Source organism: Fimbriimonadaceae bacterium, assembly GCA_019638775.1.
Classification (GTDB): Bacteria; Armatimonadota; Fimbriimonadia; order Fimbriimonadales; family Fimbriimonadaceae; genus JAHBTD01.
Genome location: JAHBTD010000001.1, coordinates 439,027 through 456,164, shown reverse-complemented (window position 1 = coordinate 456,164; position 17,138 = coordinate 439,027). Strand labels below are relative to the sequence as shown.

Annotated in this window: 11 protein-coding genes; 7 read left to right on the top strand and 4 right to left on the bottom strand. The window is 53.7% G+C overall.

Features of this window, described 5'->3' with window-relative positions; translation table 11 throughout:
- The first annotated feature begins 5 nt into the window (after positions 1–5).
- Positions 6–833, top strand: coding sequence for a hypothetical protein (locus KF784_02110; GenBank protein MBX3117830.1), 828 nt, complete (start codon positions 6–8; stop codon positions 831–833).
- Positions 834–925: 92 nt separating this feature from the next.
- Positions 926–3,985 (top strand): hypothetical protein, encoded by a 3,060-nt coding sequence (locus KF784_02105; protein ID MBX3117829.1) that lies wholly within the window; start codon positions 926–928, stop codon positions 3,983–3,985.
- 89 nt (positions 3,986–4,074) lie between these two features.
- Here KF784_02105 and hemW read toward each other — a convergent pair whose 3' ends face one another.
- Together hemW and KF784_02095 are read right to left on the bottom strand one after the other, a co-directional pair.
- A complete protein-coding gene (hemW, locus tag KF784_02100) occupies positions 4,075–5,187 on the bottom strand; it encodes a radical SAM family heme chaperone HemW (GenBank protein MBX3117828.1) in 1,113 nt (370 codons plus the stop codon).
- A 255-nt stretch (positions 5,188–5,442) separates the two neighbouring features.
- Entirely contained in the window at positions 5,443–6,147 is a 705-nt protein-coding gene (locus tag KF784_02095) for a hypothetical protein (GenBank protein ID MBX3117827.1), read from the bottom strand.
- A gap of 430 nt (positions 6,148–6,577) precedes the next feature.
- Here KF784_02095 and KF784_02090 point away from each other — a divergent pair, with 430 nt between their 5' ends.
- The 3 genes from KF784_02090 to KF784_02080 all read left to right on the top strand — a co-directional run bounded on the left by KF784_02090 (position 6,578) and on the right by KF784_02080 (position 9,372).
- Positions 6,578–7,705, top strand: a complete 1,128-nt coding sequence (locus KF784_02090) for a PD40 domain-containing protein (protein ID MBX3117826.1) — start codon at positions 6,578–6,580, stop codon at positions 7,703–7,705.
- A gap of 138 nt (positions 7,706–7,843) precedes the next feature.
- Positions 7,844–8,545 (top strand): hypothetical protein, encoded by a 702-nt coding sequence (locus KF784_02085; protein MBX3117825.1) that lies wholly within the window; start codon positions 7,844–7,846, stop codon positions 8,543–8,545.
- Positions 8,546–8,625: 80 nt separating this feature from the next.
- Positions 8,626–9,372 (top strand): hypothetical protein, encoded by a 747-nt coding sequence (locus tag KF784_02080; GenBank protein MBX3117824.1) that lies wholly within the window; start codon positions 8,626–8,628, stop codon positions 9,370–9,372.
- A 110-nt stretch (positions 9,373–9,482) separates the two neighbouring features.
- On the opposite strand, the gene KF784_02075 is transcribed toward KF784_02080, so the two are convergent.
- Both KF784_02075 and KF784_02070 read right to left on the bottom strand, forming a co-directional pair.
- A complete protein-coding gene (locus KF784_02075; GenBank protein ID MBX3117823.1) occupies positions 9,483–11,129 on the bottom strand; it encodes a family 20 glycosylhydrolase in 1,647 nt (548 codons plus the stop codon).
- A gap of 120 nt (positions 11,130–11,249) precedes the next feature.
- Positions 11,250–13,712 (bottom strand): arginine--tRNA ligase, encoded by a 2,463-nt coding sequence (locus KF784_02070; protein ID MBX3117822.1) that lies wholly within the window; start codon positions 13,710–13,712, stop codon positions 11,250–11,252.
- A 376-nt stretch (positions 13,713–14,088) separates the two neighbouring features.
- Here KF784_02070 and tadA point away from each other — a divergent pair, with 376 nt between their 5' ends.
- The gene (gene tadA, locus KF784_02065; protein MBX3117821.1) at positions 14,089–15,867 is read left to right on the top strand and encodes a Flp pilus assembly complex ATPase component TadA; all 1,779 of its coding nucleotides are present in this window, start codon (positions 14,089–14,091) and stop codon (positions 15,865–15,867) included.
- 55 nt (positions 15,868–15,922) lie between these two features.
- Positions 15,923–17,131 (top strand): type IV pilus twitching motility protein PilT, encoded by a 1,209-nt coding sequence (locus KF784_02060; protein MBX3117820.1) that lies wholly within the window; start codon positions 15,923–15,925, stop codon positions 17,129–17,131.
- The last annotated feature ends 7 nt before the right edge of the window (positions 17,132–17,138 follow it).

Sequence of the window (17,138 nt, the reverse complement as noted above, 5' to 3'; positions counted from 1 at the left end):
ACTCCGTGACAATCGACAAACCAGCAAACCAATTCAGAGGGAGCAAGCGTCGCAAAAATATGCGAGTCTTGCTTGTTCTGCTCGGGGTTTCGCTCTCATGTGCAGCAATGGCACAAATGCCATGGATTTACGCACGTAGCCAGAACCACGCTTGGATGCTGTATCGACCCCAAAAGCTTCGCATCAACGTTGTGACAGACGCACGGATCGGGCAGGTGACGATGAAGGTTGAAGCGGTCAAGCTCGACGACAAGGAGTGCAGGCTCTACTCATCGAAGACCGAGCTTTGGCCACACGCTGGCGGGCCAGACATGCAAATCGACACGTCCACCCAGACCTGGGTTGACGACAAAGGCAAGGTCCTCAAAATTGTTTCGAGATACGAGCGGGGCTCCACTGTGGCTATCGCAACCGCCGTTGTAAAAGGTGATGAGCTCGAAGTAACCACCGAAAACCGCGACGGCAAAAAGATCGCTATCCTCTTTCCAGCGGGTGGCGTCGAGCTCTTTGACCAAGCCTTTTCACCCTTCATGAGAGAGGAAAAGAAGATTGGCGATACCTGGGAGTGGTACACGCTTGACCCTCTCAAGGGCGTCCCAATCAAAAACACCGCCAAGGTCAAAAACACCTTCCAAGGCAAGTTTGGTGATGTAGTTTACGATGGCCGATCTTTTGAAATCACAACGCCTACTGGCACCATGGTCGCGTATGTCTCGAAAGACGGCGAGCTCATGCAGATCGACTACACCAACGGTGTGCGCATTTATCCTGACTATTACGTTCCGACTTGGAGGACTCTCGAAACTCCAGGTGTGCCGCCGCCTCAGCCATAAGATCAGGCTGTTGCTAGCATGTCCATCTCGTTGAGAGATTCGGAATCCAAGACCATCCTCACGGCAAGAACAGGTAAAACGCATCCGGTGAAATGATGCGTTCAAGGGCAATCTCTCTATTTGCAATCTTGCTGGTTCTGGCTCCTGTATTCGGACTCTGCCAGGCCACAAAAGTTGATCTATCGATCTTCTCAGGGATGAAGTACCGGCAGATCGGGCCGTTTCGAGGCGGACGCTCCGTCGCCGTCTCTGGTGTCTACGACCAGCCTGAGCACTTCTATATGGGCACTACAGGAGGCGGTCTCTACAAGAGCACCGACACTGGTGAGAATTGGGTGCCCGTTTCCGACGGTTTCTTCAAGACTGGTATCGTCGGCGCGATCGGCGTCGCCAGAACCAACGGGAATATCGTCTACGTCGGCATGGGAGAGACTCCCATCCGAGGCAACATCTCTCATGGCGATGGCGTGTACAAGACCGAGGACGGCGGCAAGACTTGGACTCACATGGGTCTGAAAGAAACGCAGTACATCTCCCGAGTCCTCGTCCACCCAAAGGATCCAAATACGGTTTGGGTTGCCGCACTTGGGCCTGTGTTTGGTCCGAGTCCTGAGCGGGGCATTTTCAAATCCACCGACGGCGGCAAATCCTGGAAGAAGACGCTCTTCGTGAGCAACAAGGCAGGGGCGATCGATCTTGATTTCGATCCGAACAATCCCGACGTCATGATCGCCGCAACTTGGGAGGCCTGGCGTACGCCTTACGGAATGAATAGCGGCGGCCCGGGCAGCCGTATCTTCCAAACCAAAAACGGCGGGGAGACTTGGACGGATATCACTTCCCGCCCTGGCCTTCCCACAGGGATGCTCGGCAAGATCGGCCTTTGCATCAGCCCCGCTAACCCCAACCGTTATTACGCGATCATTGAAGCCGAAGCCCGCGGCGTTTACCGCTCCGACGACGCTGGCCAAACGTGGAAGCTGATGTCGTCAAATCCCAACTTGCTCCAACGTCCTTGGTACTACATGCGCATCCACGCTGACCCCAAGGATGAAAACGCCGTATACGTTAGCAACGTCGGGTTCCACAAGTCCACCGATGGCGGGACAAACTGGCGTGGAGTGAGGACGCAACATTCCGACAACCACGATCTTTGGATCGATCCGAACGACCCCAAACGGATGATCAACGGCAACGATGGCGGTGCGAATGTCACCGTTGATGGCGGTCAAAACTGGTCCGAGCAGGACTTCGCCACCGCCCAGATCTATCACGTATCTACCGACAACGCATTCCCATACAACATCCTCGGCGCACAGCAGGACAACAGCACAATCCGCATCCCCAGCCGAGCTCGGGGGGCGCTTGATAAGGACAGCTGGACCTCAACGGCAGGTGGTGAAAGTGGCTACGTTGCAGCAAAGCCTGACGATCCCGATATTGTGTTCGGCGGTTCTTACGGCGGTGACCTGTCGTGGAGAAACCACAGAACGGGCGTCAGCCGGAGCGTCGATCCTTGGCCCGATAACCCAATGGGCCACGGTGCAGGCGACCTCGAACATCGGTTCCAGTGGACGTTCCCGATCGTGTTTTCTCCGCACAACCCGAATGTGCTCTACACCGGATCGCAGTACGTTCTTCGATCGACCGATATGGGGGAGAGCTGGACGAAGATCAGCCCCGACCTCTCGCGGAACGACAAGTCGCGTCAGGGGCCCTCTGGCGGGCCGCTCACGAAGGATAACACCAGCGTTGAGTATTACTGCACCGTCTTCACAATCGCCGAATCGCCGAAGCGAGGGGGAGTGATTTGGGCGGGCTCGGATGACGGCCTCGTGCATATCACCCAAAATGGTGGACGCACTTGGATGAACGTCACACCCAAAGATGCCCCGGATTGGGGTCTTGTGAGTCTTATTGAAGCCTCACCCCATAACCCAGCAACCGCATTCGCGGCGATCAACAACTACAAGAACAACGACCACAAGCCGTACATTTACCGCACAGATGATTACGGCAAAACATGGACAAAGATAGTCAACGGCATCGGCGGCACGTTTGTCCGCGCCGTCCGCCAAGACCCCGTCAATCCCGATCTGCTCTTTGCTGGAACGGAGAACGGCGTGTATGTGAGCTTCGACGGTGGGAAAGCCTGGCAAGACCTGCGCCTGAATCTGCCGTTTGTCCCCGTTCACGACCTCGTCATCAAAGAGGGCGATCTCGTCCTCGCAACCCACGGTCGTTCGTTCTATGTCCTCGACGACATAAGCCCTCTGCGTCAAGCAACTCTAGCGATGGCGAAAGCTGGCAACTACGTCTTCGAGCCTCGAAACGCATACCGCGTTCGTTGGGGAAGCTCGTCAACTCCGTCGGCAACGGCAACTGTTGGTGCAAACCCATTGAGCGGTGCAGTTGTTAACTTCTATTTGAAAAAAGCCGTTGCGAACATTGATTTGCAGGTTTTAGACTCAAAGGGCGAAGAAGTAAACGCGGGCGTACGCACCGTCCGTGGCCAAGAAGGCTTCAATCAGGTTGCGCTTTGGATGACCTATCCTTCCTACAAATCGATCCCTGGCGGAGTGTTCTGGGGTGCTTTCCCGTCTCCGGTGTTGGCACCTCCCGGCGAGTACACGCTGAAGATGAAGATCGACGGCGAAGAGTTCGTTCGCAAATTCCGATGGATGTGCGATCCACGATCCAATGTCAGCGATGCCGATGTAGTCGAGCAGTTTAATCTCTCGATGAAAGTCATTGCCCGAACGACGGAAGCTAACCAGGCCGTGCTCGATATCCGGGCGCTAAAGGCACAGATTGAGGATCGGGTTGGCAAGAACGCTTCGCTCAAGCCAGATGCCGACTCACTGAGTGCAAAGCTCACCGCGATCGAGGACGAACTGCATCAGGGCAAGTCCAAGAGTGGCCAAGACCCCTTGAACTATCCGATTCGCCTAAACAACAAACTCGCCGCTTTGGCGGGGTTTGTCCAGAGTGGGGAGAGGAGACCACCGAAGCAGAGCTACGATGTCTTTAATGACCTGTCGAAGAAGCTCCAAGTTCAGCTCGATGCTCTCAAGGCAGTTCTTAGCAAAGACCTCGCTGACTTCAATCGAAAGGTGAAAGCTGCAGGGCTGGACGAAGTGAAGACAGGTTAGCAAATCCTGAAACGTCATGATTACTTCCCGTCCAGCTCGGAAGGGAAGTAATCATCAGTTGGATGCTGTGAGAAGGACGAATGGGTTGGCTATGCAAGCGATAGCACAGCTTCGGAACAGAAGTGCTTGCCTGTTCGAGTGAGTTTGACTCGATCTCCAGCCTTCTCAATCCAACCCCTTTCTTCAAGCGCGGACAACTGAGCGCTATCTAATTCGAGTCCATCGGAGATCAGTCCTTCGTCCAGTCGCAATCCCAGCATAATCTTCTCCAATCGTTCTGCATCCGGTGTGAGAGATTCCTGCTCGCACCACAGCGGTGCGCCTTGCTCCACCGCTTCGGAATACCCCTTCGGGTGTTTCAGGTTCGTATATCTCACCCTGCTCTCGTCTACACTCACGCAGCCTACAGCCCCTGGCCCGTAGCCCAAGTAGTCCTCTCCATGCCAATAACACAGGTTGTGTTGGCACTGACGCCCAGGCTTTGCGAAGTTGCTGATCTCATACTGGAAGTACCCAGCCGAAGCCATGAAGTCCAGCGTGTAATCGTACATGGAAACTTGATCCTCGTCGCTCGGCAACTTCAGCAGACCCTTGTGATAGAGCTTGTAGAAGCGCGTGTTCGGCTCGATAGTGAGGCAGTACAGACTCAAATGGTCCGGCCCAAGCCCAATCGCTGTCTCAAGATTTCGCTGCCACCCCTCACTCTTTTGCCCAGGCAGTGCGAACATCAAATCCAGATTCAGATTCTCAAACCCTGCCTCTCTTGCTGACCCCACTGCTCGCCCGATGTCGTTCGCCTGGTGAACCCGTTCAAGCTGCTTGAGATCGCGGTCGAGGAAGCTCTGTGCACCAAGGCTGATGCGGTTGACCCCTGCTTTACGCATCGCCTCAAACTTAGGGATGTCTACAGTCCCCGGATTCGCTTCACTGGTGATCTCACAGCCCTCAACAGGCGGGTGAGCGTCCAAGATCGCGTGGATCAGTTTCACGATTAGGGCTTCAGACAGGAATGTAGGGGTTCCCCCGCCGATAAAGATGGTTTTGGCAGGCTGTCCGCGCCATCGGCTCGTCTTTAGCTCACGGATCATTGCCTCGGTCGTCCTCTCGACAATATCCCCTTGCATCGCATAACTGTTGAAGTCGCAATAGCCACACTTCGATGGGCAAAAGGGTGTGTGGACATAAACGGCGATCGGATTCATTTGAGTTAGTCTCGGCGCTCCATCAGCACGGCGAACGCCCCTATCAGTACCCCAACAATCACCGGCACCGCCGGATTTTTGGCGTTGATTCATCCCGACCCGCACGAGCGCATCAACAGCGAATAGCCGCCACCAAGAGCAGCACCAATTGTGCACGCGAGGAGAAGCTTGCGAGTCATAGAGTTAGAATACGGCTTAACAGGTTCAACTGTTTAAGCCACTAGGCACTCCAAAACGAAACATTCGTCCGTAGGATCAAGATGGCAGTCGTGTTACCGTCATCTGAGCGTCGACCGGCGTCCGCGACCCTGGGTAGGGAGCATTCTTTAGCTTGACGTCGGACTTGACCAAGCTGCCGTCCGCGACATTGATCCACACGGTTCCTTCGCTCTTGGCCGACTGGGCTCCCGAAGATTCTGCATAGGTGAACTTGACCACTGCTGTTTTCATCCCGCTGACCTCTTCCAGTTTGGTGAGTTCATAGTTCATCTTCGCGCCGATCTGGTCATTGTTCGCGCTGGGTTTAATTTCGATGGACCACTTCTCGCCAACTTTGAGCGTCTTAGAAGGATCAAGCTGGATGTTTGTCATGTTCGCGATGCGAAAGGCGGTTCCACGTTCGGAGTCCCCCACGATATCGAGGATCTCACCCCAAGCGCTGTACTTCACGCGTTGAGCTGGAGCTGGGTCTGGCGCATAGTCGCGTTCGCCATACTTGACCCGTACCTCGCTCTGGAGCGTGACGATGGAATACGAGCCATCTTCGTTGATCTCTGTAACTCGGTCGGTCGAGATACCGGAGAAAATCGCTTCAGTTCCTGCGAGGTCGATCGTCACGTTGACTTGATACTTGATCGTCTGCTCTAATTTTGGACGCCGTGCGAGGCTCACTGAGTCCTGCGCAAAAAGCAGGCTGACCAAAAATGTCGCCGCGATAAGGAATCCGAAACGCTTAATCATGGGTTGGTTGTGTCTCCGAACTGTCTATTTTGAATGGATTGCAGTCTAAAACGCCACCTTCGTGAGGATAGGACGGATCAACGCTCTTTGAATTACATCAGCCTCACATCATTAGCGAGTCGTTTTGAATATTGGCGGCAACGGATAAATAATGCCAAACACAATAGTAATATTCAATTTCATTTTATGCATTTTGAACTTGTTACGGGCAATTGTTAGCAAGTTTTGATTTGAAGGGTAAATGTTTACGATAGTTTGCCGTACAATAAGGATGGATCATCCCCACCAGAGGGATGCAGCAGCCCAAACAATTGCTTGCGCGCCGTCCCCAAAGGGAGACGGCGCTTTTTTCTCTCGATTTCATCAAAACTCTATCAGGATCGTCACATAGAGCAAGCCTCCATTTCGGTCGCGCTGGCATCATTTCGATATGCTTTCGGCAATCATGGCGGCATGTGGCTTTGCCGCGCCTCTTTCCGGCATTAGCGCTTACACTCCGAGCTGCCCCTGTCATTCGTTTCTGCCTGAACTCACTAGTTCGGTCGTGATGGACGCTCATCAAGCCTTTGCTCAAGACTCGGTCCCTATCGACTCGCATCGCCAAGAGAAGCACTTGAAGAACATTCGACAGCTCACCTTCGGTGGGCAGAATGCCGAAGCCTATTGGAGCTACGACGGTTCCAAAATCACCTACCAGACCCGACAGCCACAATGGCCCGACGAGCAGATTGTGACGATGAACCTCGATGGTTCAAACAAGCAACTCGTGAGTACAGGCAAAGGACGCAGCACATGTAGCTACTTCACGGCAGACGGAAGATGGATCTATTTCAGCTCGACTCACGAAAAAATGCCCGGAGCACAGCCGCCGCTTGACATGAGCAAGGGCTATCTGTGGATGGTGAATCCGGCATTCTCCCTTTACCGAGCCCGTCCCGATGGGTCCGGCATACAAAAACTAATTGATAAGGGGTCGTACATCGCAGAAACAACGATCGATCCAAACGGCAAGTACATGACTTTCACAGGCGATTGGGAAGGAGACCTGGAAATCTATCGCGCAAACCTCGATGGGACTGGTATCCGCAGACTGACGAACGAATACGGCTATGACGGTGGCCCGTTTGTGAGTTGGGACGGCAAGAAGATCGTCTATCGGAGAGCCTTTATCGAAAATGAATCCCAACGCAAAGAATACGCCGACCTCCTGAAGCAGCACCTCGTCAGGCCAAGCAAGCTTGAGATCATGATTATGGATGCCGACGGCAAGAACAAGCGCCAGGTTACGAGTCTCGCAGTGGCATCGTTTGCACCGTTCCTGCACCCTGACGGCAAACGTATCATCTTTAGCTCGAACTTCGGAGACAAGAAGGGCAGAGAATTTGAAATGTGGATCGTCAATGTAGATGGAACAGGCTTGGAGCGCGTTACTTACACAAGCGATTTCGACGGTTTTCCGATGTTCTCTCGTGATGGGAAGAAGATCGTCTGGGCATCAAACCGGAACGGCAAGGTCCCTGGCGAAACCAATATCTTTGTTGCCGATTGGGTGGATTGACGAAAGTTCATTTCAACGGGGCTTTTGCACCTATTCCGTGGGCCAGAAGAGCCTATTTGTCCTACATTTGGACGGAAGGGATTATCCTAAGCAAACAGCCGCGCCCATCGTGCGTGCGGAATGCTTGGAGAATTATTGATGACAAAAAGAATTGCAGGGGTGATGGTTGCCATCGCCCTGACAGTAGGGCTGGTGTTCGGCCAGGACGCCCTTTCGATCAAGCCAAAGCCAAAAGCAGGCTCCACATGGAAGCTCAAAGTTCACGCAGACGTTGAGATCATGGGAACAACCGCCGCTTTCAGCGCACTCGAAACCGCGAAGGTCACAAAGGTAGATGCGAACGGCGACTTTAGCGTTGAGCTGAGCATGTCGGACGTCAAGGTTGACGTTGGCGGCTCAGTCCAAGAGCAGCCAGAGGAGCCCCCGACCACCGCAAAGCATAACGCTTCTGGCGAAATCATTGATCTCAAAGGCGAAAAGCCCACTGCAGCCGATTACACGATGGGCACAGTTTCGACACCGATCTTCCCGAAAGAAGATGTTAAGGTCGGGAGCAAGTGGACTGTCGAGACAAAAGGAATGTCGAGCCTCGGCGCAGCGGGAATCAAGCTCAGCTACGAAGTTTTGCGTGTCGAAGAAGTCCTTGGAGTCAAGGCCGCCGTTGTCAAGTTCACGGCCAAAGAAACCTCAGGGGATGCTCCGATGAGCGCCTCCGGTCAGTATTGGGTTGATCTGTCAAACGGGTTTGTCGTGAAGGGCGAAATGGACATCAAGCAGATCGTCATGAGCCCGGAACTTCCTCCGATGGACATGAAGATGAAAATGGAAAGAGTGAAGTAAATTCGACTCTTAGGAATTGAAACGTGCCTGTCAGTAACTGAGAGGCACGTTTTTCTGTCTCTTTCCCGGGCCTGCATGCAATGGACAAGATTATTGTTCGTCTATACGACATGCATCTCTTGGCAACGCTTTGCCTTGCTGCAATGGGCAGCTTTCTCATTCAGGACCCCGATCCAGCGCCAGTAGACATCAACTTCACACCGAGGCAGGATCAAACAACAGCCTACGCACTGCGAATGCGCGTTACTGTGGGCAAATCAAGCGTGCTGACGACGGCGACCCTCTCAGAAACGATCAATAACATTGAGAAAAACGGCAACTACGGCGTCAGTGCCAAGTTAACTCAAATCGTCAAAGAAACGACGGTTGAGAAGGGCAAACCCACCCGAAGTACTGAGCCAGATCGAACTGTGCGCACGGTCCTTCTTTCCCGTCTGGGAGTCCACCTTGGTCACCAGGTGCCGAAAATAGACGCTGCTGATTACGCTCTACAGCGCTATTTTTATGTGACATCGCCGGGTAGTCCAATCTTTGAAGGCGTGGGCTGGCGGACCGATTGGCAAAGCGCTCAGTATCCAAAAGTGCCCAAGGTGTCGGTTGATTACGAGTTGACCGGTTTTACCGAGACCAACGGTGTCCGATGTGGGGTGGTCAAGGTCACAACGTCTGAGCAAAATGGATCGGTTACCGTCGAAGGCAGCGGAAAGTGCCTGGTTGAAGTTGGAACCGGGGCCGTGCATCTTTACATGATCACGCTGAATAACGTCGTCATTCCCGGCTCACAATCGCGTGGCACACTCACCTACTACAAAGAACTCATCCGGTGATTGTAGATTGAGAGCTCGGGCCGAGCGATAGTTGATTGGACAGCATCGAATGTCGGGTCACCAATCACCAATCTACAATCTACAATCTACAATCTACAATCTACTTTCCCCTACTCATTCGCCCAACGATTGATAAGCCACCAAGAGGCTTGATCGTGCGGCACGAATTTTGGATGGGTAAGAATCTCAAAGGCTGGCAGGTAACCGAGCGAACCGTCGCCATAATCGCGGATGCGCTTGATCACTCGCTCGACATGTTCGTGGGCAATCCTACAGCGCTCAATATCTGCCAGTGAGCCACCCCAGTTGATATTCGCAGCCATTGCAACTTTCTCCAAGTGTTCGAAGACTTGGCGGCATGGCGCGAGACTCGCCACCGCAACTCCGGGGATGCCTTGTGCGTAGGCTTGGCGGGCTTGTTCGGCGAAGCGTACGAAGTCGATCGTGAGCTTCACAAACTCGGTGATCCCGCGCATGGAAGGGTTCGGGGCAAAGTGTGCTGCACGATCCAGGATGGCCAGCGCCTCATCTCCTTTCAGGCCACAAAGCTCCTCGTGATGGTGCATCCAGCACAGGAATGGGTTTGCGTTGAGCAGGAGCCTGACCTTGAGTGAGGAGCGTGTCTTGCTAAAGCCGAAAACTCCACCTACTTTCGGCAACTCCACACTCATTAGTCGTGCCCACTCAGCATCACTTTCGCCGACTTCAGCGTAAGCAGCGAGCATTTGCGGCGCGTCGGTGAGTGTGAAATAGTTTTCCGGGTTCCCCTCCCTCGTCAATGTCGGAGACTTGATGAGGGAGGGGTTAGGGGAGGGAGAATCTGATTGCAGATTGGCGATTGTAGATTGATGATTGTCATTCCCCAACATCTCCCCCGCCGCCTTAATCGCAGGCAGAATCGTCCCGTAACTCCCCATCAACCCGCACTCCCACGTCGTCACACAAACCCCGTATGCCCCGACTTCATCTGCCGAAGCAACCGCATCGGCAACGTTCTGCTCGCTTTGAGGCAAGTGGCACCAGACCGAGTTGTAGGTGTGAATCGACGGGCAGCAGACCACATCAAAGCCCCTCTCTTTGAACTGGCGCGACGTCTCTGTACAGTTGTTGAAGTACTGCCAGTCGAAGATCAGCGTCTCCTTTGGCAGAAACTCTAGGGCGGCTGGATGTTCCAGAACCATATCGTGCCAAACAGCAGGCCGCCGACCTTTCTGAAGTACTCGATGGGCAAGCGGTCCAAAATGGCTGCCATACAGCATCGCCTTCCCATCTTTGCCAAGAGCATTGTCCCGCTCGACTTTGGCTTTGCAAATCTCGCACTGCCCAAGCTGCCAAGTCTCGTCTCCGCCAATGTGGATGATCTCCGAGTCAAAAATCTGGATGGTTTCGTCAACGAGCGTTTCGCAAAGCTGAATGAAGTCGGTGCTACATGGGCATGCCTGCATTCCTTGGAGAAGGGCTTCCCGGTATCGCTTCCCGTGCTCGGTGTAGATCATGCCTTCAAAGTGCCCGAGCAGGTTGATAAACGGGATGATTGGTGTGTTCGGAAACTCCTCTTGGAGCGTCTTGACCATCTCTGGTGTGACACAACCTTTGGCATGCGCCCAAGGGGTTGAGGGGTAAGCAAAACGGTGCTCCATGTACAGCCCGAACGCGTTGTAGCCTGCGTCCTCAGTAAGGCGCATAAAGTCGCGCAAGTGGTCAAGCGTGGGGGCCTGCTCGCGGGCGAGATCGTAGCTCCACATGCGGAGTTGCATCGGTCGAGGTTACCTTTGGTGATACGTCGGAAGGTGGTTATCAAGTTGTGGGCAAGGAGTGAGCAGGCTGTTCATTGCACTTGATTGCAACATGCCAACCACTTGCCAACTACCTGTTGACTAACCTTCCGTCCCCGTATCCCTCTCCATCTTCTCTGGAGCCGAAATTCCAAGCAAGTTGAAAACTGCGCGCAGACCGCTTCGCGTCGCCAGGCAAAGGGCAAGTCTGGCCTGCGTCAACTCCGGCTCTTCCGGTTGGATGACGCGGCAGGCGTCGTAAAAGCCGTGGTAGGCGCGGGCAAGTTCGGTGGCAAAGGTGGTGAGGCGGTGGACGCCGTAGTCCTCGGCGCAACGCTGGACCTCGTAGGGAAGGTCGAGAATTTTTTTGATAAGGGCGAGCTCGCGTGGGTGATTCAATTGACGATTGACGATTGACGATTGACGATTGTCTCCACCCCCTGCCCCTTCTGCCTTTAACTTTGCCTCCAACCCATCAACATCTATCCCCGACTCCTCGGCCTTTCTAAGCACCGAGCAAATGCGCGCGTGTGCGTACTGAACGTAATAGACCGGGTTCTCGTCGGATTGCTTCTCGGCGAGGTCGAGGTCGAAGTCCATATGGGTGTCATGGCTTCGCATCAGATAGAAGAATCGAGCAACGTCTTTGCCGATCCGCATCTGTTCTTCTTCGGGGGCGTTGGGGGCGGCGTTCTTGCCGATCTCCGACATGAGATCACGTAAGGAATAGATGTTGCCATCGCGCTTGCGCATGGGGGCAGGTTTGCCCTCTTTGACAAATCGGACGATCTGGAAGATGACGACTTCCAACTCCTTTTGGGCCTTGGCAAGGGCGGCTTGGCAGGCGGCCTTCTCTTCGGGAGAGTGCCAGATTTTGGAGTCGAAGTCGTCGAGCGGATCGCTGATCGCCGATCGCTGATCGCTGATTTCCAGCTCCAACGCTGCCAAAACCGCGTGCAGCCGACCAATATATCCGTGGTGGTCCGGGCCGAGCACGGTGATCAGCTTGGTTGCGCGCTCTGTTCCAGCCTTGTTGCCCCGGTTGAACTTGTCTTTGTGATAGGAAACGTCGCTAGAGATATAGGTCAGGCGTCCGTCTTTTCGGCGCAGGACGCGGTCCATATCGTCGCCGAACTTGGTTGACCGGAGCCATAGGGTGTTCCCCTCAGGACTCTGACTCCCTCCCCCTTGACGGAGGAGGGTTGGGGTGGCATCAGCCCTTGTCTCGACCCCAGCCACATCATCCTCATCAACTTCACTCGCTTGGCTCAACCATTGAACATCTTCGACCTTCCCGCCTTTGCCCATCTTGATCACCGTTCGATGCTCGTCTTCGTCGGCTGCACCTTTGGCGATAAGGTCGGCGACGTCTTTTTCCACTTGGCCTGATTCGTGGAGCGACTGCTCGGAAAACCATGTGTCGAACTTAACGCCAAATATATCCAAATCTTCATGCTGTCTCTGGAGCATGACGCTTTGCACGAATGACTGATACCACTCAAGAGTTGGCAACGCATCACCAGGCAAGGGATGAAATGGGACAGTCTCGTTGAGCGCTTGGTAGAGTAGGTGGTCAACCTCCGTTGCAATTTGTTCCACTGATCGCGGTTCGCTTTTTACACGCTTATCCCCATTAAAGTGAAACGTTCCTACATAAGTAAATGCCACAGCAATGGCTTTTTCCAGCTGTACAAAAGACAACCAATTCGTGGTACTGACTGTCTGCACAGAATTCATGTACAGAGCACAGATGCGAATCATCGAATCAAACTCGTGATTTCGTTGACCAGCTACCGGCAAATTTAGGGACAGTTTGAGCTGAGTTCTTAACTCACTAACAAGTTGTCCGGGGGTGAACTTCCAATGAGTGGGAAAAGCACCAGCCTCAAGTGCAACTTTAGCTCCAAACAGCGAGACTTGCAGGTAGCACTCGGCAAATTTTGCGGCAGCCGAAACATAATCGCCCTTATAACCTTTTTCAGGCAGTGGCTTACCGGTGACGAAAGACATCACACTCTCTGCAAACAGTCGCATCTGCTCGCTGTTGACGCCATCGTTGATGTAGTACTCCCGATGAACGTCGTTCCCTGCCGCTTCCAGGACGTTGCAAAGCGTTGAACCAAAAGCCGCGCCTCGCCCGGAGCCCACCGTGATCGGACCGTTAGGGTTAACGGAGACAAACTCAACGTTAATTTTGGATTTTGGATTTTGGATTTTGGATTCAGTTTTTGCTAAGTCGTTTCCGAGCCTGACGATCTGCGGGACGTAGGCCGCTAAAGCATCAGCCTTGAATCTAAAATTGATAAACCCGGGTCCTGCGATTTCGGATGATTCGATCAGATCGTCTGCGTCCAGCGAGTCTAGCAAAGCTTGGGCGATTTCGCGTGGGGGTTTGCCTGCAGCCTTCGAAGCAGTCAGACCGAAGTTGCACGCAAGGTCGCCATGATCCGGTTGACGCGCATCCGAAATCTCCATACGGGGCAGCCCGTCGGCGGGCAGAAAGCCATCACTGACGAGCTTTTGGACAGCGGAGACTAATCGGGATTCAAGTTCAAAACGGATCAAAGTAGTTCGTGGTACCCGTTGACGGGTGAGGGAAGCAAGGCCCGCCCAAGCCACTCTGAAGCTGCCTTAAGGCTTAGTCAAGCACGGATGACGGCCTTAAATCGTGCTAACGAATGGAGAAGATCGCTGCTATCTAAGCATAGTCAGCGTTCAAATGGGGAAAACTCTGCGCTCAATTTCACAAAATCCCCGCAATTTGTCTTGAACCTTCCCTTCAACCTGTCCCGTCCTCACAGCAGATGAATATTTCCGAGGATGAGGGCGCTATTCTCGGGACTATTGGTCTAAAATAGGTGTCTGGTGGGGAAGGCACGGGCCACGAGCCCATGCCCGAATGAGTTCGACCGGCAATGTCCGGTTGGGAGTGTAGAGATATATGGCATTACCGCGCGTGCCCATGGAAGAGTTCCTTGTCAATAAGGAATTCCTGAAGCCCGAACAGCTCGCAGAAGCTAAAAAAGTACAAGCCCAAACAGGCGATGACCTGGGAAGGGTTCTCGTTGAGCTCAACATGGTTGGCGAACGAGAAATCTACATGGCGAAAGCTCAAGAGGCTGGCTATCCGTTTGCCGATCTTGATCGCGTCAAAATTGACAGCTCTGCGATTAACATCGTCCCGGAAAGAATCGCCAAGAATCATGGTGTTTTGCCTGTCAAAAAAGAGGGAACAAACCTCTGGCTCGCCATGGCGAACGTCAACAACATCGTTGCTCTTGACGATGTAAAGCTGGCTTCTGGATGCCGCGTGTATCCGGTCATGGCGCTTCCAAACGCCCTCGAAGACGCAATCCGCAAGTATTACGGAGGCGGACTTGCTGGCGGCCCAGCCAGTACTTCGGATGGCGACAATGAAGCAGGATCCGTCACCGTTAGCAATGCTCAAGTCGCGAATGAATTGAAGATTGCCATCGCGACAGCAAACGTTGAGCGAAGCCGCGAAGGCGACGAGGGAGCAGATGGCGACGCCGAGAAGATGGCGGAGCAGGCGCCGATTATCCGCCTTGCGAATGCCCTCATCCAGCAAGCGATTTTAGACAGAGCGTCGGACATCCACGTTGAGCCGCAGCATCGCGCGGTTCGCGTTCGATACCGAGTTGACGGCGTTTTGGCCGAAGCGATGATGCTTCCGAAGAACCTTCAAGCTCCGCTCGTGAGCCGCTTGAAGATCATGGCGGACATGAACATCGCGGAGCGACGTGTCCCTCAAGACGGACGTATTGAGGTTCGCCACGCAGGTAGAGACTTCGACCTTCGTGTCAGCACGGTCCCCACACCGTTCGGCGAAAAGGTCGTTATGCGTATTCTTGACAAGTCGAGCGTTATGATCGGCTTGGGCAAGCTGGGCTTTACCGACGAGAACATGCTCAAGATTGAGGAGCTGACCAATCAGCCCAACGGTATGTTCCTTAGCACAGGTCCTACGGGTTCTGGAAAAACGACGACGCAGTATTCGGTCATCAACCGACTCAATACAGTGGGTGTTAACATCCTGACCGTTGAAGACCCGATTGAGTATCAGCTTAATGGCATCGCCCAGGTTCAGGTAAACCGCAAAGCCGGTCTTACCTTTGCAACCGCTCTGCGATCCTTCCTTCGTCAAGACCCTGACATCATCATGGTCGGTGAAATGCGTGACCTTGAAACCGCTGAAATCGCGATTGAATCGTCACTCACGGGTCACTTGGTCTTGTCCACGCTTCACACCAACGACGCCCCGTCGGCTACGCTACGTATGATCGACATGGGTGTTGAGCCGTACTTGATTGCGGCAACGGTTATCGGTGTCTTGGCTCAACGACTTGGGCGACGTATTGACGGCGAGCATAAGGAACAGTATTCGGTCACACAGCTTGACCTCCGACGATTTGGCTTCCAGGTGCAAAATCCAGAAGAAGAAGTGATGCTCTATCGTGGAGTTCCCCACGAGAACAACCGTATGACTGGCTTCAGAGGCCGAACCGGTTTCCATGAGCTGATGGTGATGAACGCAGAGATTGCGGAAATGGTTGTTCGCAGAGCCCCGCTTGCCGATATTAAGGAAGCAGCAAAGGCGAACGGCATGAAGGAGTTGCGCGAAGACGGTCTGGTCAAGGTTTTGGCCGGTATTACCACGCCCGATGAAGTTATGCGTGTTGTCTTCACCGCTGGCTTCTAAGCAAAACGTAGGAACAAATTAGAACAGAGAGTGTTCAGAAGGTAACAGAAATAGAATGAGTGAGTTTCCATCGTTTCAGGTGGGTGCGGAAACTACCGTATCCCAAACCGAAGAGAAGTCGGCCGATGCGCCGTTGTCAGTAGAGGACTTACATATCGATGAGTTGCTCCACATCGTCGTGGATCGCAACTGCTCGGACCTCCACATCAGCGCGAACTGTCCCCCGGTCATTCGTGAGGACGGCGAATTGAAGCGGCTTAACTACGAGGCATTCCCCGCGTACGTCACGCAGAGAATGATCTACGATATCCTTACCGATGAGCAGATTCACAAGTTCGAAACGACCTTAGAGCTCGACCTTTCTTACGCATTGCCGCGTAGAGCCCGGTTCCGCGTGAACGTTTATCGCGATCGCGGTTCTGTTGCTGCAGCCTTTCGTCTGATTGCTCAGAAGATTCCGACGGTTGACGAGCTCAACCTTCCGAGGATCCTTCTCAAGCTCACCGAGAAGCCTCGTGGACTCGTGCTCGTTACTGGACCGACGGGTTCCGGTAAATCGACTTCACTCGCCGCGATGATCGGACACATCAACGCTACAAAAGCGGTCCATATCATCACGATCGAAGACCCGATTGAATATCTGCACTCAAACAGAGAGTGCGTTATTAACCAACGTGAGTTGGGGCAAGATACAAAGAGCTTCTTGAACGCGCTTCGCGCATCCCTTCGTGAAGACCCAGACGTCATTCTCGTCGGTGAAATGCGTGACCTGGAAACGATTCAGTTAGCGATCACGGCGGCTGAAACGGGTCACTTGGTCTTTGCCACGCTCCACACGAACAACGCAGCGGAATCCATCGACCGTATGATTGACGTTTTCCCCCCTGGGCAGCAAGAGCAGATTCGTATCCAGCTCGCCAACAACCTGCAGGCGATCATTTCGCAGCAGCTGTTGCCAAGGGCGAGTGGATCGGGTCGTGTTCCGGCGAACGAGATCATGCTCGCTACGCCCGCTGTGCGAAACCTTATTCGTGAAAACAAGTCTCACCAAATCCACTCAACGATCCAGACCGGACACTCGTACGGAATGATCTCGATGGACCAGTGCCTGCGCGATCTCTACCTCAAGGGAATCATCACCTTGGAAGAAGCGATGTCGCGCGCGGTGAACGTCGACGAATTGAAGAAGATGATTTCGACGCCCCAGACTTCTTCTGGTGGCGGTTCTTCCCAGGGCGGAGCGGCCCCTCCCGCAGGACGATAGTAGGAGC